Source organism: Kribbella sp. NPDC054772 (assembly GCF_053611945.1).
This window is the reverse complement of the sequence record NZ_JBSHBJ010000011.1, coordinates 169,262-195,396: the sequence shown is the minus strand read 5'-3', so window position 1 is coordinate 195,396 and position 26,135 is coordinate 169,262. Positions and strand designations below refer to the sequence as shown.

The following is a 26,135-nucleotide window of genomic DNA, read 5'->3' as shown; positions in this document are numbered from 1 at the left end:
CTACTTCTTCGGCGACGGGCTGACCGGACCGGACGTCGTCGCGGCCGGAGCCGGCTGCTGCTGCTCCTTCTCCTTGGCCTGCGACGACTTGAAGTACGACACCCCGGCGCAGCCCGCACAGGCCAGCGCCGCGATCATCACGCTCGCGAGCACCCGCCCGGTCTGTTCGTTCAAGGTGTTCTTCGCCCGCTCGGCGCCGAACAGCCACGCCTCGCGCAGCCGCCGACGGCGTACCGCGACCGACTCGATGACCTGCGTTCCGTATGCCCCGGACACTCAGACCTCCTGACCCGCGACGACCCACGGCCGCCATTGCGCGGCGTCGGGAGCGTCCACCGTCGTACCCGCCGGGAACTCGTGGACGCCCTGACCCGGCCGGTACGCCGCGACGAGAACGTCCAGGTCATGGCACAGCAGCATCGGCACGTCCGGACGGGCGGCGACCAGCCGGTCGAACACCAACCGCGCCTCGTGCCGCTGAACGGCCTCGTCGTTCCCGAGCCAGATCTCGATCTCGATCGGGTAGTGGTCGGTCGCCTGAGCGTCCTCCTCCACCACCAGGTCGTTCGGCTGCACGATGTAGCCGAGGACGCCGTCGACCGTGGCGGCCGGGCCGCGCAGTCCGAACTCGTCCGGCCCGGCACCCGACGTGTCCGGGATCGGCTCCAGCCCGAGGAGCTCCCGCAGTCCGGTCGCTTCCTCCTCAGCAGTCGCGGACGACTGCAGGAAGATGTTCTCCTGCTCGGACATCAGCCCCTCCTCTCATAAGTGATCATCCGGCCGTCGGCCAGGATCACGTGCAGTTTCGCAGGCCGGCGATCGTTCAGCCGCTCGTGACTCGCGTACGCCCGGTCGACCATCTCCTCGGTCAACCCCACGTTGCGGCCGTCGATCACCGCCTCGCCGTCCGCCTCCGGGACCTGCTTCGCGGCCTTCTTGATGTTCCGCCGGATCGCGCCCGGCTCGCCGCTCTCCAGCGTCTTGAACTCGGTGATCAGACCGTCGTCGGCAGGATCCTTACGCACCATCGACTCCGGGTTGCGCATCTTCTGCTTCGAGTCGTCCTGCTTGCGGGCATCGACCCGCCAGCCCTCCTCCTCGAGCCGATCCGCGATCTCCCGCTCCTTCGGCTGGAACTGCCCGTCCGGATCATGCACACTCGGCGCCCACTGCTCCCCCAACGCCTTGTGATGGAACGCAGGATCAAACCCTTCCTTAGTACTAACCCCAAACTGCGCATCACTAGCCCGCCACTCCTGCCCGGCACCGGGCCCATCGGTCGCAGCCGCGCCTGGGCCTTCGGTCACACCCTCGCCCGGGCCATCCGTCGCGCCCGCGCCCGGCCCGTCACCCGGCGCCGCCGGCGACTCCGACTGCCCCTGCCCAGGACCCCGATCCCCCGGAGCCCCGCCGTACGACGCCTCGCCCTGCCCCGCACCACCGGCGGACTCACCCGCATGCGGCGCACCGCCATAACTCGGCTCGCCACCGTGCGGAGAACCACCAGAGCTCGGCTCACCGGCATGGGGCGTACCGCCATAGCCCGGCTCGCCACCGTGCGGACAACCACCAGAGGTCGGCTCACCGGCATGCGGCGTACCGCCAAAGCCCGGCTCGCCAGCGTGCGGCGCACCGCCGTACGGCTGCTGACTGCCGTACCTCGGCGGCTCATTCGGCGTGTGACGCCCAGACGGCCCAAAGCCCTGCGGGTCATACGCCTGCCGCGGATCGTAACCAGGCTGCCCCGGCTGTTGATGCGGTTGTCCAGGATGCTGGTACGGCTGACCTGGCTGCTGATACGGATCCGGTTGCCGCGGCGGGTACTGCTCCGACGGCCGCGGCTCGTACCACGGCCCCTGCCGCTGCCCCGGCGGCCCGTAATCCGGCTCAGGGTGATGCCCAGCCGGCCCAAACCCCGGCTGCTCACCCTGATGCCCGGTCGGCCCAAACCCACCCGGCTGGTTCGGGTACTCCGGCGTCTCCCGCGGCCCATACCCAGGCTGCTGCCGCTGGTCATACCCCGCCTGTTGACGCGGGTCATACCCCGGCTCCTGCCGCTGCCGCGGGTCATACCCGCGCTGCTGCGGCTGGTGTGGGTCATACCCCGGCTGCGGCTGACCCGACTGGTTCGGCTGTCGCGGGTCGTGCGCGGGCGGCCCGAACTGCCCAGGCTGCTGCGCCGGGTAGTTGCCCGGCTGCTGACTGCCCGGAGGACCGAACTGCCCCTCCGGCTGCCGACCCCCCGGACCGAAGTCATTCTGCGGGTGATACCCCGGGTGCTGAGGTCCGAACGAACCCTGCCCTGGCCCATACGGCTGCTGCGCCTGTCCAGGCGCATGCGGCTGACCCGGCTGACCCGGCCCGTACGACTGACTCGGCTGACCCGGCCCGTACGGCTGCTGCGGCTGCCCTGGACCGTGCGGCTGAGCAGGCTGTCCCGGACCGTATGGCTGCTGCTGCTGACCCGGAGCATGCGGCTGACCGGGCTGCCCCGGACCGTACGGCTGACTCGGCTGACTCGGCTGACTCGGAGCGTGCGGCTGGTTCGGCTGCCCTGGGCTGTACGGCTGCTGCGCCTGGCCCGCTGCATGCGGCTGACCCGGCTGCCCCGGACCGTACGACTGACTCGGCTGCCCCGGACCGTAAGGCTGGTTCGGCTGTCCCGGGCTGTACGGCTGCTGCGGCTGACCCGGTGCGTGCGGCTGACCCGGCTGCCCGGGACCGTACGGCTGGTTCGGCTGACCCTGAGCATGCGGCTGACCCGGACCGTACGACTGGTTCGGCTGACCCGGGCTGTACGGCTGCTGCGGCTGACCCGGTGCATGCGGCTGACCCGGCTGCCCGGGACCGTACGGCTGGTTCGGCTGACCCGGGCCGTACGGCTGCTGCGGCTGACCCGGAGCGTGCGGCTGACCCGGCTGACCCGGCTGACCCGGCTGCCCCGGACCGTGCGGCTGCTGCGGCTGGCCCGGGCCGAAGGGGTTCTCGGGCTGACCGGGTGCGTGCGGCTGGCCCGGACCGTACGAGGGCTGACCCGGGCCGTAGGACGGCTGGCCGGGGTTGTATGACGGCTGCGGCTCGCTCGGCCTGTACTGGGGCTGGGGAGGCGCCGCCGGCGTGTGGGGCTGCGGCGGGGTCCACGGCTGCTGAGGCGGGTCGAACGGGTTGTGAGAAGTCTGCGGTGACGTGCTCCGCGTCGGCCGCTCCAGAACGATCGGGTCGCGGAACTCCGGTGACACCTCGCCAGGACCGCCGTGGTCGCGGACGTGGATGTGCCAGACGCCGGTCTCCTCGTCCTTGACCATCCGGGTCGGGTAGAACGGCGAGTGCGGCCCGTGGACCACCTCGTCGATGCCGACTGCGGGGTCCCGCATGAACGACAGGTCCTTGCCGTGGCGTGAGTCGATGTGCAGTACGACGCGACCCGCCGAGTACTGCCCGCCGCTGAAGTCCTCCGCACCTTCCGCGCCCTTGGCGGAGTGCGTGAACGCCGGCTCCTTCGCCGTCTGACCCGGGCGGTAGCGGTTCAGGAACCTCTCGAAATCGTCCACCGTATCGAAGCTCAACCCGCGCTGGATCTCGCCGCGGAAGTCGGGCAACTTGTTCAGCGTCGACGCTGCCACCCGCGCGACGGGGTTCCGCTCGACCGAGCGATCGCCGGCCCGGAACGCGTCGTTGATGTCCTGATGGTCGTGACCGATCAGCATCCGCTCGAGCGACGTCACCTCGCTCTCGGTCAGCGCGTTCGGGTCCCCGAGCTCCCGCCCGAGCCGCTCACGAATCTCCGCGAGCTTCCGGGGCTCCATCCCACCCCTCTGCGTCAACGCCCGGTGGTCCGCCGCCGAAGCCCGGAACCCCCGATCCGCCAACTCCGAGCCGGCGAAGGGATCCTCCCCGTTCCCGCGGTGCCCCCCGTACTCCCCACCATCCCCACGCCCACCAGCATGCGTCTCGGGGGCGTGCGTCTCAGGAGTGTGGGTGTCGGGGGTGTGCGCGTCCGGAGCGTGCGTCTCCGGCGTATGCGACTGCGGGGTATGCGACTCCGGGGTGTGCGACTCCGGGGTGTGCGTGTCCCGGGCATGACTGTCCGGCGTGTGGGACTCCGGCGTCCGCGAGCCCGGGGCGTGGCTGTCCGGGGTATGTGTACCCGGGGTGTGCGAGTCCGCGTGCGTGCCCGTTCCCGGCGTGTGCGACTCCGGCGTGTGCGACTCCGGCGTGTGCGGCTCCGGGGCATGCCTGTCGGCGTTCGTACCCGGAGCATGCGACTCCGGCGCGTGGGTCTCCGGGGCGTGGGTTCGCGGCGTACCGGGCTCAGGCGTACGTGCGTCCGGTGCGTGTGACTCCGGCGTCCGCGACTCCGGGGCGTGCCTGTCCGGTGTGTGCGTACTCGGAGTGTGCGACTCCGGGGTGTGGGTGCCCGGTGTACCCGTCTCAGGCGTACGTGTGTCCGGTGCGTGTGACCCCGCCGTCCGCGACTCCGGCGCGTGCCCGTCTGGGGCACGCGTACCCGGAGTGTGCGAGTCGGCATGCGTTCCCGGCGTACCCGGCTCCGGTGTGTGCGACTCCGGCGTGTGGGTGCTCGGTGTGCTCGGTTCGGGGGCGTGCGTGCCCGGTGCACCCGGTTCTGGCGTGCGCGATTCGGGCGCATGCCTGCTATCTGGGGTGTTCGTACCCGGAGTGTGCGAGTCGGCGTGCGTGCCGGGCGTGCCCGGCGTACCCGGCTCCGGCGTGTGCGAACCCGGCGTGTGCGACTCCGGGATGCCCGAGCCCGGCGTACCTGGCTCTGGGGTGTGCTGGCCCGGAGTGTGTGGGTCGGCGGCGTTTGTGCGAGGCGTGCCGGAGCCTGGGGTGCCCGCTCCCGGGGCGTTTGGGGTTGAGTTGGGGGCGTCCCTGGGCGGGGGGACGTAGCGGGGTGGGGTGTTGGGGTCGGCGGGGACGCCTTCCCAGTGGCCGCCGCGTTCCCGGACGGCGAACTGCATGTCGGTGATGTGGACCTCGCGGGTGCCACCGTTCGGGTCGACGTGCTTGTACGGGTTGTCGAATGACCCGTCGGGGTTGACCGGCCGGTGGACCAGCCCGCCCGGCGGCTGGCTGTCGACGATCCGTACGACGCCCCCGTCGTCGACGAACGCGTTCAGCACGTGGCCGCCGCCCGGGATGTTCGGGTTGCCCGAGTGCCAGCGGACGAACACGTTCGCGTGCGTGCCCGGCGGCCGGCCGGCCAGCGCGTCGTGCACGGTGCGGAACGCGGCCTCGGTGAACTCGCTCGGGTTCAGGTTCGAGCGCTCGATCGACAGCTTGTGGCCGGGCTTGAAGTCCTTCAGGCCCATCCATTCCAGTGTCGGCTCGGGCATCTCGCCGCGGGCGAAGTTCCGTCCGTTGGCCAGCTCCGGTACGTCGCCGTTCAGGATCGACGCCGTCTTGCGCGAACAGTCCGCGCAGTTCATCTGGAACTCGGAACCCCGGCCGTGATCCGGGTTCACGTGCCCGACCCACTTCTGGATGCTGCCCTCGGGCGGGTCGCCGATCGACGCACGCAGGGTCTGACGGCGGGGATCGTGCGGGTCGCGCGGCAGGAAGTTCTGCCCGTCGACCTGGGTGTCGTTCGGGTTGGCGTTCGGGTCCTGCGGGCGGTTCGGGTCCGAGTGCGCCGGGTACGGACGCTCGGGCGGTGTCTGATCGCGCAGGTGATCCGGCTTCAGCCGGTCGATCTCTTCCTGCCGCACCTTCGGGTCGTCGTACTTCGGGTCGTTGGCGTCGTCGTGCTTCGGGCCGTTCGGGTCGTCGTGCTCCCGCCGCGGCGCATCGGGACGCGACTCCTGCCCCGGACGGTGCGGCTGGTTCGGCTCGTGCGGTACGTCGCGATGCCCGCCCGGCGTGCCATGACCAGCCACCCCCGGATGCACGGCGGGCGGCGCCACCACGTCCGGTGTACGCGCACCCGCCGGCGTCCCGTCCGGCGCATGCGTCGAGTCGGGAGCGTGCGTCGACTCCGGCGCGTGGGTCGACTCCGGCGTATGCGTCCCGGGCTCAGGCGTGTGGCTGGTGTTCGGGGTGTGCGTGCCCGGCTCCGGCGTGCGCGTCGTGCTCGGGGTGTGCGTCCCCGGCTCCGGCGTGCGCGTACCCGGGGTTTGCGTACCGGCCTCGGGCGTGTGCGTCGACTCGGGCGTGTGTGTTCCCGGCTCCGGCGTCCGCGTCGTGCTCGGGGTGTGCGTGCCCGGCTCAGGCGTGTGCGTCGTACCCGGGGTCCGCGTCCCGGGCTCAGGCGTGTGGGTGGTGTTCGGGGTGTGCGTCCCTGGCTCAGGCGTGTGCGTGGTGCTCGGGGTGTGCGTCCCAGGCTCAGGAGTGTGCGTGGTGCTCGGCGTGTGCGTGCCCGCCGCGGGCGTGTGGGTGGGCGTGCCCGCCTCAGGCGTGTGCGTGGTGTTCGGGGTGTGTGTGCCCGCCTCTGGCGTATGCGTCGTGCCCGGCGTATGTGTCCCTGCCTCAGGCGCATGCGTCATGGACTCGGGCGTGTGAGTTCCCGGCTCGGGTGTGTGCGTCGAATTCGGCGTATGCGTGGACTCCGGCGTGTGCGTGCCCGCGGCAGGCGTGTGCGTGGACTCCGGAGTATGGGTCGCGCCGGGAGTGCGGGTGCTCTCGGGAGTGTGCGTGCCCGCGCCAGGTGTGTTGGTGGACTCCGGGGTGTGCGTCGTGCCCGGCGAATGCGTCGTCGGCTGACCGGGCGTGTGTGAAGTCGGCGAACCCGTCCCCGGATCAGCGTGCGAAGCAGGTGACGTCGTACCAGGATCAGCGTGCGACCCCGGCGACGCCGTCCCCGGATCGGCGTGCGATACGGGCGACGTCGTACCCGGATCAGCGTGCGACGCAGGCGACGACGTACCAGGGTCGGCGTGCGATACCGGCGACGTCGTGCCCGGGTCCGCGTGCGAGACCGGTGTCGTCGGGGACTCGACGGTCGGGGTGTGGACCGACGGGGTGTCCACCGTCGGCGTGTGCGTGCTCGCCGGCGTCACGTGGGGCGTGTCCGGCGTGCCGTGCGACGGTACGTCGACATGCCCGCCCTCCACCGACGGTACGTCGACGCCGACCTTCGGCACGCTCTGCATCTTGAAGGTCTCGCCAACGATCGGGATCTTCGACATCCCGTTGACGACGTTGCCGACCTTCGGGATCTTCGACACCGCCCCGAGCGCCGCGTCGTGCATCGCGGCCCGGCCGATCTGCAGTTTCTCGGCGACCCCGGCGACCTTGGCGACCGTCATGCTGGCCGCGCCGAACTTGCCGGCCATCGCCGCGGTCTTCACCGCACCGGCGCTACCGCCGCTGGCGACCGTCGCGACGATGTTGGTGAGCGCCATCCCGAAGGCCTTGCCCGGGTTCTTGCTCCACTCGTCCCAGGCGACGAACCCCTTGAGCATCTCCTTGCCCATGTTGAGGCCCTGCTCGCCGAACTCCTTCACGGCGTCCGGCCGGGTGTTCAGGCCGGTCACCGAATCGAACGCCGCCCAGGCCAACTGGTACGGCGCGGTCACCACTTGGGCGACCATCATCCCGAGGCCCTTCCAGGAATCCCCCGCCTGCTGCCAGGTCGGCATGTCCCAGCCGAGCTTGTCGTGCATGAAGTCCCGCAGCGGACCGATCGAGCCCAGCGCCGGCAGCACCGGGATCAGCGTGAGGATGCTCTGCACCGTCTCGCCGACCACCGTCAGCACGCCGACGACCGCGTTCACGGGGAACTCGAGGCAGTCCTGCCACCACGGCTTGTCCCGCTCCTCCTCGGTACCCCACGCGGGCGGATCCGGTTCCTTGTCCTCGTCCGGCTTCGGCGGCGGCGGGTCGCCCTCCCGCTGGCCGGTCTTCACGTCCCAGGGTTTGCCGCCGTACAACCGGGCAATCGCGTTCGCCGCGTTGAAGCAGATGGTCGGCATCTCCTCCTGCATGATGCGGGTGACGTCTTTGACCATCCGGTTGTTGTCGTCGATCATGTCCTGATCGTTCTGCCACTCCGGATTACCGTTCTTCCGGCGGTGCCAGTCGTACGCCTCGGTGCGGATGTTGGTCAGCTGGGTGAGCTTTTCCTGCACCGCGCCGGCCAGGTTGCGCAGGTGTCCCGCGACCTGCGGCAGCGTCGGCCCGAACTCGCTCAGCTTGGTCTCGATGATCTGCGTCGAGCCGATCAGGCGGTACTTCTCGGGCGCCTGATAGTTGCCGTCCAGGCCCTTGAACGTCCTGTTCACGGTCTGGCCGAGCTGCGTGAACTTCGGCCCGAGGTCCCGCAGCGCCTGGTCGTGAGCATCGATCGTCTGGATCATCCTGGTCAGATCGGCGATCGGGATGCCTTCGGGTTTGATCATGGCAGCTCAGTCCTCAGTCACACGGGGGTCAACAGGTGCGTGGGGTACGGCGTACGGCGCGTCGATCAGGAGTCGATCAGGACTGCGGCCGGGCCGCGATCATCGCGGCGTCGAGCGACTGCAGGCTCGGCTGGAACGAGCTGATGCCGTGGTCGGCGACCAGGAACATCAGGTTCGAGTAGCCCGGCGGGACGAACACGAGGTACTCCTCGGCCTGGTACGCCGCCCACTCGGCCAGGTCCTCGGGCGTCGCTGAGTTGTCGGGATCCGACGACTCAGCCGTCAACCACTCCGCGAGTCGCACGCGCCCGGCCTGCGCTACGTCGTCCGGCACCACCGGTGCCGGGTCCTGGTCCGTCATACAGCCCTGTTCCTTCCTGCGCCCCCGCCGCCCGGAACGTCCGGGATCACGCCGTTCTGTGCCGCCTGCTGCGCTCGCAGCGCCATCTCTTCCTGGCCGCCCATGTAGGCCTTGACCGCGTTCTGCGCGCCGGTCAGCGAGGCGCCGACCTGCTTCGCCGCAGACTCCAGGTTCGGACCCCAGTGCTGGGCGTACTCCCCCAGCGACGCGGCAACCACGGAGAACATCTGCCAGTTCAGGCCCTCCGCGAGCCCCTGGAGCGACGTTCCGTACGACTTCGCGTAGCCGTCGAACGGCTCCGCGGCCGTCACCGTCTTCTGGAGTACTTCGTTCACGCCCGCGATGTTGATGTCCCAGTCCACTGTCTTTCCTCCGATCAGCCGGATCCGGCCCACAACGAGCCCGGACGCGCCCCGTCAGGGGAACGTCCGGGACGGTGACGCTGAACTCGGCGGTCAGCCGCCGATGTTGTCGACCGCTGCGCCCGCCTTCTTCAAGGTCGCGGCGGCGGTGGCGTCGTTCTGCGACAGGGTGTCCTTCAGCGACTTGATGATCGCCAGGGTCTGGTCGGCCGCCTTGTTGAAACGGTCCTCGACGCCGCGGTAGTTCTCGGTCACGCCGCTGGCCGACGCGTCCGACAGCGCGGCGGTCACGTTCTGCTTGTGCGCCGCGATCAGCGCGGTGATCTGGCCGGAGAGGTTGTGGATCGTCGTCTGGACCTCGCCCGAGGCCGCGGTGTCGTAGCTGTTGCGGTTCGCCATTGCGGGTTCCTCTCTCAGCGCTTGCCGAATTTGGCGGAGTTGAAGTCAGCCGCGCCCTGGTTCTTCTTCGCGGTGTCCGCCATGTCGCTGTCACCGGTGCGGAACGCCGTGTCCATCCCGGACTGTCCCTGGTTGATCGCGGCGAGGCCGGCGTTCAGGTCGGCGGCGATCCCGTCGACGTTGCCCTTGAAGGAGTCGAACATCGCCTTACCGGCACCGTTCATCTTGCCTTCGAGCGGCTGCGCGGCGGCAACGAGTTGTTTCACCAGGCCGCCGAGGTCCTGGGTTCCGGTCGAGGTCTTCTTGGCCAGTTGGCTCAGGGTGTCCTGACCCATGTCCCAGCGTCCGGTCACGATTTCTCCTTCGACAGTGTGGTTGCGCCGCAGCGCCACGATAGTCGGAGAAACAGGTCAAGACCTGAATGTCAGACCGGCCCACGGACCCTTTCGATCAGGATCGAAAGGTCCGCGTGACGCGACAGTGAACTACGCCACGCGAACCCTGCCGAGACATTGCTGTGAGCAACAACAATTGCCCGATCAGGCAACGATCTGAAGTGTGATCCCGACGCTGCGGGATCACACTTCACGACTAACCGGCGGTGCGCTTCCGGGCCGTCGCCGCGGTCTTCTTGACCACGGTCTTGCGCGCCGGGGCCTTCTTCGCCACCGCGACCTTCTTGGCGGCGGTCTTCTTCGCCACCGTGTCCTTGGCCGCAACCTTCTTCGCCGCAGCCTTCTTGGCAGGCGCCTTCTTGGCCGGCAGGGCCTTCGCCGCGACTGCCGCCTGTTTCGCGCTCGGCTTCGCTGCCCGGCCCTCAAGGATCTCGGCCAGGAACTGACCGGTGTACGACGACGGGTTCGCCGCGACCTCCTCCGGCGTACCTTCCGCGACCAGCGTGCCGCCGCGGCGACCGCCGTCCGGACCGAGGTCGATCAGCCAGTCGGCGGTCTTGATGACATCGAGGTTGTGCTCGATGACCAGCACCGAGTTGCCCTTGTCGACCAGGCCGCTCAGAACACCGAGCAGCTTCCGGATGTCCTCGAAGTGCAGACCAGTGGTCGGCTCGTCCAGCACGTACACCGTGCGGCCGGTCGAGCGGCGCTGCAGCTCGGATGCCAGCTTGACCCGCTGCGCCTCACCACCGGACAGCGTCGGCGCGGGCTGCCCGAGCCGGACGTACCCGAGGCCGACCTCGACCAGCGTCTTCAGGTGTCGCGAGATCGCCGGGATCGCCGCGAAGAATTCCGACGCCTCCTCGATCGGCATGTCCAGCACGTCCGCGACCGTCTTGCTCTTGTAGTGCACCTCGAGCGTCTCGCGGTTGTACCGCGCGCCGTGGCACACCTCGCACGGGACGTAGACGTCCGGCAGGAAGTTCATCTCGATCTTCAGCGTGCCGTCGCCCGAGCAGGCCTCGCAGCGGCCGCCCTTCACGTTGAACGAGAAGCGACCCTGCTGGTACCCGCGGACCTTCGCCTCGGGCGTCTCCGCGAACAACTTCCGGATGTGGTCCCAGACCCCGGTGTACGTCGCCGGGTTGGACCGCGGCGTCCGGCCGATCGGCGACTGGTCGACGTGGATCACCTTGTCGACCAGGTCCATGCCGGAGATCTTCGTGTGCCGTCCCGGGACCGCCCGGGCGCCGTAGATCTGCCGCGCGAGCGACGTGTAGAGGATGTCGTTGACCAGCGTCGACTTGCCCGAGCCGGACACCCCGGTGACCGCGACGAACACCCCGAGCGGGATGGTCACGTCGATGTCCTTCAGGTTGTTCTGCCGGGCGCCGTACACCGTGAGCTCGCGGCCCTCGGTGAGCGGACGCCGTACCGCCGGGATCGGGATCTCGCGGCGGCCGGAGACGTAGGCTCCGGTGATCGAGTCCGGGTGGTTGCGCAGGTCCTCGACCGTGCCGGACACGACGACCTGACCGCCGTGCTCACCGGCACCGGGGCCGATGTCGACGACCCAGTCGGCGTGGTCGATGGTGTCCTCGTCGTGCTCGACGACGATCAGCGTGTTGCCGAGCTCCTTGAGCCGGACCAGCGTCTCGATCAGCCGCCGGTTGTCCCGCTGGTGCAGACCGATCGACGGCTCGTCGAGCACGTACAGCACGCCGACCAGGCCCGAACCGATCTGCGTCGCGAGCCGGATCCGCTGCGCCTCGCCACCGGACAGCGAACCCGCCGGCCGGCTCAGCGCCAGGTAGTCCAGACCGACGTCGAGCAGGAACCGCAGCCGCTCGCCGATCTCCTTGACCACCCGCTCCGCGATCTGCTTCTCCCGCGGTGACAGCTCCATCTGCACCAGGAAGTCGTGCACCTCGTCGATCGACATCGCGCTGATCTCGGCGATGTTCTTCCCACCGAGGGTGACCGCGAGCGAGATCGGCTTCAGCCGCGCGCCGTTGCAGGCCAGGCACGGGACCTCGCGCATGTACTCCTCGAAGCGCTCCCGCCCGGTGTCGCTCGACGCCTCCGCGTGCCGGCGCTCGACGTACGGGATCACGCCCTCGAAGGTCGTGTAGTACGAGCGCTCGCGGCCGTAGCGGTTCTGGTACGAGACGTGGACCTGCTTGTCGTGGCCGGTGAGCAGCGCCTTCTTCGCCTTCGCCGGCAGCTCACCGAACGGCGTGCTGGTCCGGAACTTCAGGTCCTTCGCGAGCGCCTCGAGCAGCCGCTCGAAGTACTGCGAGACGTTCTGCCCGGACCACGGCTGGATCGCGCCCTCGTCGAGCGACTTCGACGGGTCCGGGACCAGGAGCTCCGGGTCGACCTCCATCCGCGTGCCCAGACCGGTGCACACCGGGCAGGCGCCGTACGGCGAGTTGAAGGAGAACGACCGCGGCTCCAGCTCGTCGATGGCGAGCGGGTGATCGTTCGGACAGGCGAGCTTCTCGGAGAAGCGGCGCTCACGGTGCGCGTCGTCCTCCGGGAGGTCGACGAAGTCCAGCACGACCAGACCGCTGGCCAGGCCGAGCGCGGTCTCCACCGAGTCGGTCAGCCGCTGCTTCGCGGAGCCCTTCACCGCGAGCCGGTCGACGACGACGTCGATGCTGTGCTTCTTCTGCTTGTCGAGCTTCGGCGGCTCGGTGAGCTGGATCGTCTCGCCGTCGACGCGGGCCCGGGAGAACCCCTGACCGGTCAGCTGGCGGAACAGGTCGACGTACTCCCCCTTGCGGCCGCGGACGACCGGGGCGAGCACCTGGAACCGCGTGCCCTCCTCGAGCTCGAGGACCCGGTCGACGATCTGCTGCGGGGTCTGCCGCGCGATCGGCTCGCCGCACTCCGGGCAGTGTGGACGCCCGGCGCGGGCGAACAACAGCCGGAGGTAGTCGTAGACCTCGGTGATCGTGCCGACGGTCGAACGTGGGTTGCGTGAGGTGGACTTCTGGTCGATCGAGACGGCCGGCGACAGCCCCTCGATGAAGTCGACGTCGGGCTTGTCCATCTGCCCGAGGAACTGCCGGGCGTACGCCGAGAGCGACTCGACGTACCGCCGTTGGCCTTCGGCGAAGATCGTGTCGAAGGCCAGGCTGGACTTCCCGGACCCGGACAGGCCGGTGAAGACGATCATGGCGTCCCGCGGCAGGTCGACCGAGACGTCCTTCAGGTTGTGCTCACGCGCTCCGCGCACGATCAGACGGTCAGACACAAGCTCACTCTCAGCCGTTCTCGAGGGGGTATCCGGGTGGTTCTCTCACTGGCCCCGTCATGCTAACGAGGCCCACCGACAAAAACTTCCGCCGCCGGAATCGGTGCCTGCTCCGGGGATCGCCTTCGAAAGTATATTCGATCAACGAAGCGGGTCGGCGCAGGCTACGGGCTGTCCGGTACCCGACATGACGCGCGGCGCCGCAAGTGCAAGGATCGACGGAGTCACCGAGATCCAGGGAGAAGGCAGATGCCCGAGTACCACGGGAACGTCAAGGTCGGCGGACCGGCACAGACACACGAGCTGGCCCGGTTGATGATCACCAAGGTCGCGGTCGGGCCGATGGACAACAACGCCTACCTGCTGCGCTGCCGGCAGACCGACGAGCAGGTCCTGATCGACGCCGCGAACGAGGCAGACACGCTGCTCCGGCTGATCGGCGACGGCGGCCTCGCGCGGGTCGTCACCACGCACCGCCACCAGGACCACTGGGAGGCGCTGGCCGAGGTCGTCGCCCGCACCGGCGCCACCACAGTCGCCGGCCGGTACGACGCCGAGGGCATCCCGGTCCCGACCGACCAGCTCGTCGACGACGGCGACCACATTGCGGTCGGCCAGTGCAGCCTGCGCGTCATCCACCTCGTCGGCCACACCCCCGGCTCGATCGCGCTCCTGTACGACGACCCGGACGGCGCCCCGCACCTGTTCACCGGCGACTCGCTCTTCCCGGGCGGCGTCGGCAACACGCAGGGTGACGCCGAGCGCTTCACGTCCCTCGTCAACGACGTCGAGACCAAGCTCTTCAACCAGCTCCCCGACGAGACCTGGGTCTACCCCGGCCACGGCTCCGACACCACGCTGGGCATCGACCGCCCCAACATCGCCGAATGGCGCAAGCGCGGCTGGTAGATGTTCGAGTACCACGGGTGGGCCACGCTGCGTGATTCCGAGGACGGGTACGACGGAGCAGCCGACGACCTGACCCACGCGACGTACGACGCGGTGCAGAAGGAGATCGCCGACCTGCGCAACGACCTGCAGGTCGCGGATCTCCGCATCGCCAACGGCTCGGCCCACCTGTGGCTGGCAGGACTCCGCAATCACCGCCAGCGTGACGTGATCGAGGTGTTCCAGCGGATCGCCGGGATCGCGCCGTGGTCGTACGGGCTGCTGCACGTGTACGACGACGAGGATCAGAACCGCTGGATCACCTGGGTGATGAAACGCGGCAGCGTGACCCCTGAAGCGGACTCCTACCTGTCGCCGCATGTAGGCGTGGTGGAAGACGCAGAGTGACCAGGTTCGCCGTGGATGGCGATGGGTCCTTCATCCACTTGGGGTGATGGAGCGGTGCAGCCGCGGCCTGATGCTGGCCGCAATGATTCATCTGCGGGTCGTCAGTCCACCCGAAATCACCGATGCGGTGGTGCCCGTGCTGCGCGCGGAGCCGACGGTGATGAACCTGGCCGTGTTCCGATCCGCGGTGAGCAAGCCCGACGGGGACGCGGTCCAGTTCGACGTCCAGCAGGCCGCAGCCGACCACGTCATCGAGCGGCTGCGCGAGCTCGGCGTGGAGCAGCATGGGACGATCACGCTCGAGAACATCGGCGCCTCGGTCTCAGCGCTCACCGACGATGTCCCGGCAGGTCGACTGCGGTTCCAGCAGTTCGCGCCGGTGTGGGCCGAGGTCGAGGCCCGGATCCAGCTCGGGGGGATCTACCCGCCGAGCTGGTTCGGGTTGCTAGTCATCGCGAGCCTGATCGGTGCCGTCGGGATCCTGACGAACTCGCAGATCCTGATTGTCGGAGCCATGGTCGTCGGGCCGGAGTACGGCGCCATCCTCAGCCTCGCCTTCGGCGTGACCCGCCACGACGCCACCCGGGTCCGGCACGCCGCGGCCGCCCTGGCCGTCGGGTTCGCCCTCGCGGTGATCGCCGCGCTCGCGTTGTCCGCGGTGATCCGCTGGGCGAACCTACAGCCGAAGGCCTACGCGCTCGGAATCCGGCCGGTGTCCGGTCTGATCAACACCCCCAACTGGTTCTCCCTGATCGTCGCCTTGCTGGCCGGGGTGGTGGGCGTTGTCTCAGTCACCGAGGCCAGATCGAGCACGCTGATCGGGGTGTTCATCTCGGTCACGACCATCCCCGCGGCGGCCGACATCGGGGTGTCGCTCGCGTTCGGCAGCGGTAGTGAGGCTTGGGGCGCGACCCTCCAGCTCCTCCTCAACGTCACGGTTCTGACGGCTGTGGCGATCGCCGGACTTCCCGCACAGCGAGCCATTTGGCGACGGGCGACCCGCAGGCGTACCCGACTTGGAGGTTGATGACATGACCGGCACACAGCACACCGAACCTGCCCGCGGGCAGATGACCCAGGACGGATTCCGCGCGCTGTACCGGCGGCTGCGGGACGACCGGCCGTGGGGACCTGACGACCGGCGCGGAGCGTTGAACTACCTCACCCCCACCGAGAGGCTCGCCGCCGCCCGCGAGGTCCGGCTCGGCCGTGCGGTGTCGCTGGCCGCACCGATAGAGGGCCGGGTGACGCCGGACAACCCCGACCCCGCGCGGCATCGCATGAAGGGGTTGTCGGCGACACAGACCGAGCACGGCCTCGCGTTCGCCCTCGATCGGATCGAGATGAACATCCACGGGAACGCCGACAGCCACATCGACGCCCTGTGTCACGTGGTCTTCGACGGCGAGATGTACGACGGAGTGCCCGCGGACACCCTCACCGAGGCCGGGGCATCCGAACTGTCCATCGCCACGGCTGCCGACGGAGTCGTCGGTCGCGGCGTGCTGCTCGACGTACCGAAGTCTCGCGGGGTGGATTGGCTGGAGCCGGGCGACCAGGTGACCGTCGACGACCTGCTCGCCGCCGAGCAGCGTGAGGGTGTCCGGGTCGGCCGTGGCGACATCCTGCTGGTCCGGGTCGGCCATCGGCTGCGGCGCCGCGAGCTCGGGCCCTGGGATGTCGCGGCGGCCCGCGCCGGGCTGCACCCGGATGTCATGCCCTTGCTGGCCGAGCGAGAGATCTCTGTGCTGGGAAGCGACGGCAACAACGACACCGCGCCGAGCCTGGCGGAGGGCGTTGACTTCCCGATCCATGTGCTTGCCATCGACGCGCTCGGGATCATGCTGATGGACTACCTCGAGTTCGATGAGCTGGTGCCGGTGTGCGAGGAAGCCGGGCGCTGGTCGTTCCTCTGCGTCATCGCGCCACTCCGGCTACCAACCGGGACCGGATCACCGATCAACCCGATCGCCGTCCTCTGACGACCCGTCTCGTCCTAGGCTGCCGGGGTGACTGGGTTCGCGGAGTATCGGCCAGGGAGTTCGCGGCAGACTATCGGCGCCGCGGTCGTCGTACGGCCGGCAGAGATTGCCGATCTCGACGCCTGCGCCGAGCTGATCGTCTCGCGGACCGGCGGGTCCGCGACCGATCGGCGTGACCGCTTGCTGGCGGATCTGCGGGATCCGCTGAAGTACGTGGCGGTCGCCGTCGTCGACGACGAGATCGTCGCCTATGGCGGAGTGATCCGTCACGACCGCTCCCCCGCGGATCCGCCGACGACCGCTCCGTCCGGCTTCTACCTGATCGGCCTGATCGTCGCGCCCGCGTGGCGGCGGCACGGGATCGGCGATCTGCTGACGCAGGACCGGATGCGTTGGACCGCCGAGCGCGCCGACGAGATCTACACGTTCGTCAACCTCGCGAACGCCGCGATCCTCGACCTCCACCAGAGGTTCAGGTTCACCGAGGTGACCCGCGACTTCACCTTCCCCAACGCTCCACTGAAACCTGGGACCTGCGTGCTCCTGCGATCCGACCTCAGCGATCGGTGAGTTCGGCCGGGTAGGCGATCACGTCGACCAGTGCGTTGTTGCGGATCGCCGTGATCTCGGTGCGACGGGCGATGGCGTCCTCGAAGAGTTGGCGTTGCAGGGACTGCGCGTCGCGCAGGGGTACGCCGTTCACGGCGAGAACGAGATCGCCTTGGCGCAGGCCCGCGGCGGCTGCCGGGCTGGCCGGGATGACCTCGACGACCCGTAGTGCCGTGCGTTGGTCGAAGCGTTGCACCAGCGCCGGATGCAGCGGAGCGGGCGTGCTGACCAGGCCGAGGTACCCGCGGCGCACTCGCCCGTCGTGCAGGAGCGAGTAGATGATCCGGCGGGTCGTCGGGTTGATCGGTACGGCGAGCCCGAGGCCGATCCCGGCGACCGCGGTGTTGATGCCGATCACGCGCCCGTTGCCGTCGGCAAGCGCACCGCCGGAGTTGCCCGGGTTGAGCGCCGCGTCGGTCTGGATGACGTCCTCGATGATCCGGTTCGCCGACCCGCTCCGTACCGGTAGCGACCGGCCGAGCGCACTCACCACGCCCGCGGTCACGCTGCCCGCCAGGCCGAGCGGGTTGCCGACCGCAACGACCAGGTTCCCGACCTTGAGATGGTCCGCGTCGCCGTACTCCGGCGGGTCCGGGACCTCGCGGTCGGCCCGCAGTACGGCGAGATCCGACAACCGATCGACGCCGACCACGTGCGCCTGCGCCGTCGTACCGTCCGCGAACTCGGCCGACGCCCCGGAACCGTCACCGACGACGTGGGCGTTCGTCAGCAGATGCCCGTCGCCGGTCAGCACCACGCCCGAGCCGGACGAGTCGCCGCGCCGGCTGTGGATCCGCAGGCTCGCGACCCGCGGGATCAAGTGTTCGGCCACGCCCGAGACCACTCGGGAGTAGGCATCCAGAACGTCGTCCCCAGCGATCTCATCAGCCATCTCGCGCCTCCTGAATTACATCATTACACCGCAAGCCAAGCGCGGGCCACGGCGTGAACCGGACCACAATCCTGACCGATCGGTTGAAAACTGGCCGATCGGTCAGTCACGATGCTGTCATGGCAGTCACCACCCCCGCCCGGGAGCGGACCAGGAACGAGATCGTCCGGCAGGCGATGGACCTGTTCCAGGCCGGCGGCTACAACGCGACGTCGCTGCAGGACATCGCGACCGCGGCCGGCTGCTCCAAGGCGACGGTGCTCTACCACTTCAGCGGCAAGCCGGCCGTGCTCGCCGCCGTCCTCGAACCCGCCGCCGCCGACCTGGCGCAACTCGTCGCGGCCGCGGCCGAGCTGCCCCGGCCCACCGCCCAGGAGCTCGCGATCAAGAGCTTCATCGACCTCGCCGTCGTGCACCGCGGCGTGGTGGACGTGCTGCAGGACATCATCCCGGTGATCGAACAGATGACCGAGGTCGCGCCGCTGGTGGCCGACGGGATGCGACTGACGGAGTACATGGCCGGATCCGACGACCCGCTCGAGCACGACCTGGCGAAGTTCGCGATCAACGGTCTGCTCGGCGAGTGCCGGCACTCCGGTGAACGCACCGACGACGAGCTCCGAAGACTCTGCGACATCGCCCTGCGGAGACTGCTCCGCCGCGCCTGAGCCTGCCCCGAACCCCGCCGCGCCGACGGGCGCTGCACCCCTGCCTGTACGCGGTACCTGACAGCGAATCACGCCGTACCTGACACCCGAAACGGACCCCGATGGCCAACTTCCTGTACCGGCTCGGCCGGTTCTCCTACCAGCGCCGTCGGCTCGTCGCGGCGGTGTGGGCGCTGTTCCTCGTCCTGCTCGGCGTCGGCGCGCTCACGCTGGGCGGCAAGACCGCGAACACGTTCTCGATCCCGGGCACCGAGTCGCAGCGCGCGCTCGACGCGCTCAAGCAGGAGCTGCCGGCCGCCAGCGGCGCGTCCGCCACGGTCGTGGTGAAGGCTCCGGACGGCAAGACGCTCGCCGACCCGACGGTGAAGGCCGCGGTCGGCGCGACGGTCGCCAAGGTCACGAAGGTGCCCGAGGTGATCGCGGCCGTCGACCCGTTCACCAGCAAGGCGATCAGCCCGGACGGTACGACGGGGCTGATCAGCGTCCAGTTCGACAAGCCGGCCGACGAGCTCTCCGCCGAGAGCAGCGACGGGTACGACGGTCTGAGCGGCCTCAGCTCGGGTGACCTCAAGGTCGTTCCGGGTGGCCAGATCAAGGCCGGGATCCCGGAGATCGGGGCGACCGAGGTGATCGGTGTCGCGGTCGCGGCCGTCGTACTCGTCGTCACGTTCGGATCGCTGGTAGCGGCCGGGATGACGCTGGTGACCGCGTTGCTCGGTGTCCTGGCCGGGATGGCCGGATTGTTCATCGTGACCGCGTTCACCGACGTGTCGTCGACGGCGCCGATCCTGGCGTTGATGCTCGGCCTCGCGGTGGGGATCGACTACTCGTTGTTCATCAGCTCGCGGCATCGCTCGCAACTCGCCGAGGGGATGGATCCGGAGGAATCGGTGGCGCGAGCTACCGCGACAGCCGGCTCCGCAGTGTTGTTCGCCGGCGCGACCGTGGTGATCGCACTGGCTGGGCTGTCGGTGGTCGGCGTGCCGTTCCTGACCGCGATGGGGCTGGCCGCCGCGGCCACCGTACTCACCGCCGTACTCGTAGCGCTGACGTTGCTGCCGGCGCTGCTCGGCTTCGTCGGGAACCGGGTGCTGCCGCGGAAGATCCGGAAGGCGCCGACGACGCACCATCACGCGCGCGGCTTCGGGTTCCGGTGGGGTCAGTTGGTCACCCGGCTCCGGGTGCCGATCGTTGCTGTCGGCATCGTCGGCCTCGGGTTGCTGGCGATCCCGGCGAAGGACATGCAGCTCGCGCTTCCGGACGGAGCCTCGGCGGCGGCCGGGAGCAACCAGCGGGTCGCGTACGACCTGACCGCGGCCGCGTTCGGTCCCGGGGCGAATGGCCCCCTCGTGGTTGTTGTGAAGAGCAACGACGCGGCGACGTCGAACGGCATCGTGCAGCAGGTGCTGGGCAAGGCGCAAGGGCTGCCCGATGTGGTCGCCGCGCAACCGGCAGCGGCAAGCCAGGACGGTACGACGCGGTTGCTGCAGGTGATCCCGAAGAGCGGGCCGGCCAGCGAGCAAACGGCTGACCTGGTGAAGAACCTGCGCTCCGCGGTACAGCCGCTCGCCACGGGTGACGCGAGCATCTCGGTGACCGGGAACACCGCGGTCGGGGTCGACGTGTCGAACAAGCTGTCCGACGCGTTGCCGACGTACCTGTTCGTGGTGATCGGGTTGTCGTTCCTGCTGTTGCTGCTGGCGTTCCGGTCCGTGCTGGTGCCGTTGAAGGCGACGCTCGGGTTCGTGCTGACGATCGGCGCAACGTTCGGGATCACGGTCGCGGTGTTCCAGGAAGGGCATCTGGCGAGCTGGGTCGGGCTGGACTCCCCCGGTCCGCTGGTGAGCTTCCTGCCGATCATCATGATGGGCATCCTGTTCGGGCTCGCGATGGACTACGAGGTGTTCATCGTGTCGCGGGTCCGGGAGGAGTTCGTGCACGGCAAGCACGCGAACGACGCCACTATCCAGGGTCTCGGCCACGGCGCCCGCGTGGTCACCGCCGCGGCCCTGATCATGGCGTCCGTCTTCGCCGGCTTCATCCTGGTCGAGGACCCGATCATCAAGGCGATCGGCTTCGGCCTCACCATCGGCGTCCTGATCGACGCCTTCGTCGTCCGGATGACCCTCGTCCCCGCCATCCTCAGCCTCCTCGGAGACCGCGCCTGGTGGTTCCCGAAGTGGCTAGACCGCCTGACTCCCCGAGTAGACATCGAAGGCGAAACCCTTCGGATCGACAAGGAACCGCGAACCGACGAACTCGCGGGCGTACGCTGACGCACGCCACGGGGCATCAGCAGCAGCTGGTGCCCCACCCAACAAACTCGACGCATCACCCACGCGGTACGGCGTGTAGCTCTCCGCCGAAATGCTCACCCGACCGGCGAGGACCGGGCTGGGAATGACGTAGATGCTGCCGTCGCCGAGAACGACGAAGAACAGGTCGATCGAGTCGGGGTCGTAGGGCATCTTGCTCGCGGACTTGTCGAGCACATACGGCCTCCGTCCGATGCCCACGTCCCAGTAGCCTCGTCCGTTGCGGGATGCGCAGGACTTCACCTGGACACGTTGAATGCCGGTCGACGTCGTCACCAGTAGGTCGTACTCCTGGGGCTCGATCGGCAACGCAACCGCACACCCGCGTAAGGTGAACCAGGCCATCGCGAGGGCGGCAGCCGAATAGCGCAGCATCTCCGGCCGGACGGGCTCGTCGAAGACGCCAGCCGGCGTCGCATCGGCCTGCGGTGCCTGCAAATGCGCACAGTCCAGCCCGAGCCGTACCGCATGTCCCTTGATCCGGACGCGGGACTCCTTGCCGTCGCTGACCCCTAGTCCCGTAATCACGTCCGCCCAGGAGTTTGCGTCACGTACGACTTCCCGCAACTTCCGGTCTGACCATTGCCGCTGGCCGGTGAAGTGCACCGTATCCAGCCCAAGTCGCTCGACATGCTTCTTCAACGAGCGCACGGTCCCCGCCGACGTTCCTTTCAATCCGAGCGCGCGAGCGACGCCGCGCCAGGAATGGCTCTCCGCCACCGCCAGGCGGAGGTCGTCGTCGTTCCAGCTTCGTCTGTCGTCCCAGGTCGCCATGGCACAAATGTAGAGAGGGGCACCGACAAACTCGGTGCCCCTCAAACGTCGGGCTGGGGAGATTTGAACTCCCGCTCTCGTGTCCCCCAGACACGCGCCTTAACCAAGCTAGGCCACAGCCCGCCAGTCCGCTCTGTAAGCGAACCGAGGATTACTTTACCCCATTCGGAGAGCCTGTCCGACCACGACCCCGTCAGCGTTTCTTGTTCTTTTGGCGGGCTCGGATCTGGACGTGGACGGGGCTGCCGACGAAGCCGAAGTCCTCACGGAGGCGGCGTTCGATGAAGCGCTGGTACGACGGCTCGATCTGGCCGGAGGTGAAGATCGCGAAGGTCGGCGGCATCGTGGTGGCCTGGGTGCCGAACAGGATCTTCGGCTGCTTGCCGGAGCGCACCGGGTGCGGGTGCGCGGCGACGAGGCGGCCGAGGAACGCGTTCAGCTGTCCGGTCGGGACGCGGGTCTGCCAGCCCTCAAGCGCCGCCTCGATGCCCGGCACCAGCTTCTCCATGTGCCAGCCGGTGAGCGCGCTGATGTTCACCCGCGGTGCCCAGCGGAACTGCACCAGGTCGCGGTCGATCTCCCGCTCCAGGTAGTAGCGCCGCTCGTCGTCCATCAGGTCCCACTTGTTGTACGCGATCACCAGCGCTTTGCCGGCTTCCTCGACCGCGTTCATGATCCGCAGGTCCTGCTCGGTGATCGACTGCGAGGAGTCGATGACGACGACCACGACCTCGGCGCGCTCGATCGCGGCGTTGGTCCGGAGCGAGGCGTAGTACTCGTGGCCCTGGGAGTTCTTCACCTTGCGGCGGATGCCGGCGGTGTCGATGAAGCGCCACTCCTGGCCGCCGAGCGTGATCAGCTCGTCGACCGGGTCGACCGTGGTGCCGGCGACGTCGCTGACGACGACCCGGTCCTCCTTGGCCACCTTGTTCAAAAGCGAGGACTTCCCGACGTTCGGCTTGCCGACGATCGCGACCCGGCGCGGTCCGCCGATCTCGCCGTCGCGCTCGGCCGGGGCCTCCGGCAACGCCTCGAGGACGGCGTCCAGCATGTCGCCGGTGCCGCGGCCGTGCATCGCGGAGACCGGGAACGGTTCGCCGATCCCGAGACTCCACAGGTTCATCGCTTCGGACTCGATGCGCTGGTCGTCAACCTTGTTCGCCGCGAGCACCACCGGCTTGCCCGACTTCCGCAGTACCCGGACGACGGCCTCGTCGGCGTCGGTGATACCGACCACGGCGTCGACCACGAACAGCACCGCGTCGGCGGCGTTGATCGCGACCTCGGCCTGGGCGGCGACCAGCGCGGCCATCCCGACCGCGTCCGGGTCCCAGCCGCCGGTGTCGACGACGGTGAACTCACGGCCGGCCCAGTTCGCGTCGTAGGAGACGCGGTCCCGGGTGACGCCCGGGGTGTCCTCGACGACCGCCTCACGGCGGCCGATGATCCGGTTGACCAGCGTGGACTTCCCCACGTTCGGCCGGCCGACGATCGCGAGCACGGGCAACGGCCCGGAGTCCTCGCGGTCGTGCGTCGGTAGTTCGATGGGCAGGTCAGTCATCAGGGTCCCTCTGGTCTCGCCAGCCCGGAAGCGGGTGGCCGGTAGATTCCACGGCCGCCCTCACATGGGCGCGCAGAACGTCGCCAATGTGGTCGGCGACCGCTTGTACGTCGGAATGTCTCCTGGGAAAGGGTACGCGGTCGACGGCGAAAGCCTCGCCGTACACCACGTCGATCCGGCTCCCGGACGGTGGATGGCCCTCCACACCGGCGCCCGGCAACCGTGTTCCCATCAGCGCCACCGGCAGGATCGGGGCGCCCGTGACCATCGCCAGGTACGCGATCCCAACCTTGATCCGGCTGAAGTCCCCCGGTCCGCGGGTGCCTTCCGGGTAGATGTTCAGCACCCGCCCGTCGCGGAGCACCTGCAGCGAGCGCCGGACCGCGAGCATGTCGTACGACGACCGGTCGACCGGGATCTGACCGACCCGGCGCAGGAACGTGCCCTGGAATCCCCCGAACACCTCGATCTTGCCGAGCTGGTGCAGCATCCGCGGCGCGACCGCGCCGAGCAGCGGGGCGTCCAGCAGACTCAGGTGGTTCGGCGCCATCAGCAGCGGGCCGGTGAGCGGGAACCGCTCCTCGTGGTGGACGGTCAGGTCGTACTTGCGCAGGAAGTACACCTTGGCCAGCTTCCGCAGCGACAGCGCCAGCCGGTACGGCTGCGGGGACAGATCGTCCGTCCGGGGAAGATCCTTGTGCAGATCCTTGTCTCGGCCGATCTCGGCCGTCATGACTCCCGGCCCCGCGGAACTGTCTCGGCCTCCTTAGCCAGTCGGCTGATCACGTCGACGACCTCTTCCAGGGTCATGTACGTCGAGTCGATGGTGACCGCGCCGTCGGAGGCGACCTGGAACTCGGACACCGTCGAATCGTCGGCGTCGCGCCGGACGATCTGGTCGCGGAGCTCCTCCGCGGTCACGGAGCCGGCCGCCAGCTCGGCGCCGCGGCGGGCCATCCGGGCCTCCTGGTCGGCGGTCAGCAGCACCTTCAGCTCGGCGTCGGTCGCGACCACCGTGGCGATGTCGCGGCCCTCGACGACGATCCCGCCGCTCGGCTGCGCGTCGTCGATGATCGCCCGCTGCCGCTGGATCAGCTCCTTGCGGACGTCCAGGTTGGTGGCGATCTTCGAGACCACCTCGCTGATCCGGGGCTCCCGGATCGCGGCCGTGACGTCAATTCCGTCGGCGATCACGAACTGGTGACCCGGGTCGGTGCTGATCTCCAGCCGCAGCTCCCGGGCGCGCCGCGCGACCGCTGCCGTGTCGTCCAGATCCAGCCCGCGCTCGACGGCAGACCACGTCACCGCACGGTACGTCGCTCCGGTGTCCAGGAACCGGAGTCCGAGACGGGTGGCTACTCCGCGGGCGGTGCTCGATTTACCGGAGCCGCTCGGCCCGTCAACAGCGATGATCATGCCCCGAAGATTACCGTCGCGAGGGGACAAACTTAGCGGTGGACCACCCAGCCACGCTCGGTGAGGACGTCGACGAGCTGGTCCACGGAGGCGGGCTTGACCGCCAGTTCGACCTCACCGACGGGACGGCCCGGGCTGTGGTCGATCCGCAGGTCCTCGACGTTGGCGCCGGACTCGGCCGCGTCCGCGAACAGCCGGGCCAGCTGGCCGGGGCGGTCGGGGATCGTGACCAGGACGGTCACCAGGTCGATGTGCGGCGTACCGTGCTTGCCCGGGACGCGGACCGCGCCGGACACGCCCTGGCCGAGGATGGCGGTCAGTTCGTCGCCCGCCTCTTCCTTGCCGAGAGCAACGAGAAGCCGGTCGAGCTCGCCGCGGATCTGTTCCAGCAGGCCGCTGAGCGCGGTCGAGTTCGCGGACACGATCTGGGTCCACAGCGCCGGGTCGCCGGCCGCGATCCGGGTGACGTCGCGGACGCCCTGGCCGGACAGCTCCAGGTGCGACGACGGCGCGTTCGCGAGGGTGCCGGCGGCGAGTGCGGACATCAGGTGCGGCAGATGCGACACCCGGGCGACACCGAGGTCGTGGTCCTCGACGGACATCTCGACGGTCCGGGCGCCGGCTGCTTCGGCCAGTCGCCGGACCAGGTCGACCGCTTCGGGGTCGCTGGTGTCGTGCGGCGTGATCGCCCAGGTCGCACCGTCGAACAGGTCAGCACGTCCGGCCAGCGGACCGTTCCGTTCGGAGCCGGCCATCGGGTGGCTGCCGACGTACCGGCTGAGGTCGCCGGTCAGGCGGCGAGCGTCGGCGAGCGGCTTGGACTTCACGCTGGCCGCATCGGTGACGACCGCGCCCGACCGTTCGGTCTGCACGAGCTGCTCGGCGATCACCGCACCGACGTGATCCGGCGGCACGGCGACCACGACCAGCTGCGGCTCGATGTCGACCCGTCGCGAGCCGGCCCCGATCCGCTCGGCCATCAGCGCGTTGTCCGCGTTCCCGTCGACGAGCTCCACGACCACCCCGAGCCGCGCCAGCGCGAGACCGATCGACGTACCGATCAGCCCGGTGCCGACGACGCGAACCGGGCCGCGGAGCTCACTCACTGGGCGCCGGTCAGATCGGGACGGAGAGCGACCGCGCCGTGGAGGTAGACGTGCTGGATCTTGTCTCGCGACCGCGGGGTCTCGGTGTGCAGCATCAGCCGGACCACCCGCGGTAGCGCGTGCGGGACCGGGATCTCCTGCATGCACATCAGCGGTACGTCGGTCAGCCCGATCTGCCGTCCCGCGACGGCGGGAAACTCCGACCGCAGGTCCGACGTGACGGTGAACAGGATGCTGATCAGATCCTCGTTCTCCAGATCGTTCGCCTCCAGGACCGCCTTCACCAGCTCCGCGGACCGCTCGAGCAGATGCTCACGCTCGTCCACGTCCAGTTGGGTGGCACCCCGGATCGCCCGTACCGCCACGTCTCGCCTCCTTGGTCGTCT

At 69.2% G+C, this 26,135-nt stretch carries 22 protein-coding genes and 1 tRNA gene; 7 read left to right on the top strand and 16 right to left on the bottom strand.

The window, feature by feature from the left end; all coding sequences use genetic code 11:
- The 8 genes from ACWGID_RS20155 to uvrA all read right to left on the bottom strand — a co-directional run bounded on the left by ACWGID_RS20155 (nucleotide 1) and on the right by uvrA (nucleotide 13,130).
- The gene (locus ACWGID_RS20155; RefSeq protein ID WP_452198597.1) at nucleotides 1-276 is read right to left on the bottom strand and encodes a hypothetical protein; all 276 of its coding nucleotides are present in this window, start codon (nucleotides 274-276) and stop codon (nucleotides 1-3) included.
- Complete coding sequence (locus tag ACWGID_RS20150; protein WP_452198595.1) at nucleotides 277-750, bottom strand: hypothetical protein; 474 nt, start codon at nucleotides 748-750, stop codon at nucleotides 277-279.
- Nucleotides 750-8,354 (bottom strand): toxin glutamine deamidase domain-containing protein, encoded by a 7,605-nt coding sequence (locus ACWGID_RS20145; protein ID WP_452198593.1) that lies wholly within the window; start codon nucleotides 8,352-8,354, stop codon nucleotides 750-752. Before ACWGID_RS20145 ends, ACWGID_RS20150 begins: the two co-directional genes overlap by 1 nt.
- A 76-nt stretch (nucleotides 8,355-8,430) precedes the next feature.
- Nucleotides 8,431-8,715, bottom strand: a complete 285-nt coding sequence (locus tag ACWGID_RS20140) for a hypothetical protein (RefSeq protein ID WP_452198591.1) — start codon at nucleotides 8,713-8,715, stop codon at nucleotides 8,431-8,433.
- Nucleotides 8,712-9,077, bottom strand: coding sequence for a DUF6507 family protein (locus tag ACWGID_RS20135; RefSeq protein WP_452198589.1), 366 nt, complete (start codon nucleotides 9,075-9,077; stop codon nucleotides 8,712-8,714). The genes ACWGID_RS20140 and ACWGID_RS20135 overlap by 4 nt, the downstream gene beginning before the upstream one ends.
- A 93-nt stretch (nucleotides 9,078-9,170) precedes the next feature.
- On the bottom strand, nucleotides 9,171-9,476 hold the full coding sequence (locus ACWGID_RS20130) for a hypothetical protein (protein WP_452198587.1): 306 nt from the start codon (nucleotides 9,474-9,476) through the stop codon (nucleotides 9,171-9,173).
- Nucleotides 9,477-9,490: 14 nt separating this feature from the next.
- Nucleotides 9,491-9,829, bottom strand: a complete 339-nt coding sequence (locus ACWGID_RS20125; protein WP_452198585.1) for a hypothetical protein — start codon at nucleotides 9,827-9,829, stop codon at nucleotides 9,491-9,493.
- Nucleotides 9,830-10,067: 238 nt separating this feature from the next.
- Complete coding sequence (uvrA, locus tag ACWGID_RS20120) at nucleotides 10,068-13,130, bottom strand: excinuclease ABC subunit UvrA (RefSeq protein ID WP_452198584.1); 3,063 nt, start codon at nucleotides 13,128-13,130, stop codon at nucleotides 10,068-10,070.
- 249 nt (nucleotides 13,131-13,379) lie between these two features.
- On the opposite strand from uvrA, the gene ACWGID_RS20115 reads away from it, so the two are divergent.
- Genes ACWGID_RS20115 through ACWGID_RS20095 form a run of 5 tightly spaced genes read left to right on the top strand, consistent with a single transcriptional unit; the run spans nucleotide 13,380 to nucleotide 16,978 of the window.
- The gene (locus ACWGID_RS20115; protein WP_452198582.1) at nucleotides 13,380-14,039 is read left to right on the top strand and encodes an MBL fold metallo-hydrolase; all 660 of its coding nucleotides are present in this window, start codon (nucleotides 13,380-13,382) and stop codon (nucleotides 14,037-14,039) included.
- Nucleotides 14,040-14,426 (top strand): Imm7 family immunity protein, encoded by a 387-nt coding sequence (locus ACWGID_RS20110; RefSeq protein ID WP_452198580.1) that lies wholly within the window; start codon nucleotides 14,040-14,042, stop codon nucleotides 14,424-14,426.
- Between the two features lie 46 nt (nucleotides 14,427-14,472).
- A complete protein-coding gene (locus ACWGID_RS20105; protein ID WP_452198578.1) occupies nucleotides 14,473-15,453 on the top strand; it encodes a DUF389 domain-containing protein in 981 nt (326 codons plus the stop codon).
- Between the two features lie 4 nt (nucleotides 15,454-15,457).
- Nucleotides 15,458-16,408 (top strand): cyclase family protein, encoded by a 951-nt coding sequence (locus ACWGID_RS20100; protein WP_452198576.1) that lies wholly within the window; start codon nucleotides 15,458-15,460, stop codon nucleotides 16,406-16,408.
- Between the two features lie 27 nt (nucleotides 16,409-16,435).
- Complete coding sequence (locus ACWGID_RS20095) at nucleotides 16,436-16,978, top strand: N-acetyltransferase family protein (RefSeq protein WP_452198574.1); 543 nt, start codon at nucleotides 16,436-16,438, stop codon at nucleotides 16,976-16,978.
- On the opposite strand, the gene ACWGID_RS20090 is transcribed toward ACWGID_RS20095, so the two are convergent.
- Nucleotides 16,965-17,909, bottom strand: coding sequence for a S1C family serine protease (locus ACWGID_RS20090; RefSeq protein WP_452198572.1), 945 nt, complete (start codon nucleotides 17,907-17,909; stop codon nucleotides 16,965-16,967). The genes ACWGID_RS20095 and ACWGID_RS20090 overlap by 14 nt on opposite strands.
- A gap of 119 nt (nucleotides 17,910-18,028) precedes the next feature.
- Here ACWGID_RS20090 and ACWGID_RS20085 point away from each other — a divergent pair, with 119 nt between their 5' ends.
- Together ACWGID_RS20085 and ACWGID_RS20080 are read left to right on the top strand one after the other, a co-directional pair.
- Complete coding sequence (locus tag ACWGID_RS20085) at nucleotides 18,029-18,577, top strand: TetR/AcrR family transcriptional regulator (RefSeq protein WP_452198570.1); 549 nt, start codon at nucleotides 18,029-18,031, stop codon at nucleotides 18,575-18,577.
- Between the two features lie 101 nt (nucleotides 18,578-18,678).
- Nucleotides 18,679-20,853 (top strand): MMPL family transporter, encoded by a 2,175-nt coding sequence (locus ACWGID_RS20080; protein WP_452198568.1) that lies wholly within the window; start codon nucleotides 18,679-18,681, stop codon nucleotides 20,851-20,853.
- Here ACWGID_RS20080 and ACWGID_RS20075 read toward each other — a convergent pair.
- The 7 genes from ACWGID_RS20075 to aroH all read right to left on the bottom strand — a co-directional run bounded on the left by ACWGID_RS20075 (nucleotide 20,761) and on the right by aroH (nucleotide 26,114).
- Nucleotides 20,761-21,666: a group I intron-associated PD-(D/E)XK endonuclease gene (locus ACWGID_RS20075; protein WP_452198566.1), complete on the bottom strand. Its 906-nt coding sequence runs from the start codon at nucleotides 21,664-21,666 to the stop codon at nucleotides 20,761-20,763. The genes ACWGID_RS20080 and ACWGID_RS20075 overlap by 93 nt on opposite strands.
- A gap of 48 nt (nucleotides 21,667-21,714) precedes the next feature.
- A tRNA-Pro gene (locus tag ACWGID_RS20070) sits at nucleotides 21,715-21,789 on the bottom strand.
- 70 nt (nucleotides 21,790-21,859) lie between these two features.
- A complete protein-coding gene (gene der / locus ACWGID_RS20065; RefSeq protein WP_452198564.1) occupies nucleotides 21,860-23,227 on the bottom strand; it encodes a ribosome biogenesis GTPase Der in 1,368 nt (455 codons plus the stop codon).
- Nucleotides 23,220-23,960 (bottom strand): lysophospholipid acyltransferase family protein, encoded by a 741-nt coding sequence (locus ACWGID_RS20060; RefSeq protein WP_452198562.1) that lies wholly within the window; start codon nucleotides 23,958-23,960, stop codon nucleotides 23,220-23,222. Before ACWGID_RS20060 ends, der begins: the two co-directional genes overlap by 8 nt.
- A complete protein-coding gene (gene cmk, locus ACWGID_RS20055; protein ID WP_452198560.1) occupies nucleotides 23,957-24,643 on the bottom strand; it encodes a (d)CMP kinase in 687 nt (228 codons plus the stop codon). Before cmk ends, ACWGID_RS20060 begins: the two co-directional genes overlap by 4 nt.
- 32 nt (nucleotides 24,644-24,675) lie before the next feature.
- Nucleotides 24,676-25,749: a prephenate dehydrogenase gene (locus tag ACWGID_RS20050; protein WP_452198558.1), complete on the bottom strand. Its 1,074-nt coding sequence runs from the start codon at nucleotides 25,747-25,749 to the stop codon at nucleotides 24,676-24,678.
- Nucleotides 25,746-26,114 (bottom strand): chorismate mutase, encoded by a 369-nt coding sequence (aroH, locus tag ACWGID_RS20045; RefSeq protein ID WP_184832232.1) that lies wholly within the window; start codon nucleotides 26,112-26,114, stop codon nucleotides 25,746-25,748. Before aroH ends, ACWGID_RS20050 begins: the two co-directional genes overlap by 4 nt.
- Nucleotides 26,115-26,135: the final 21 nt, after the last annotated feature.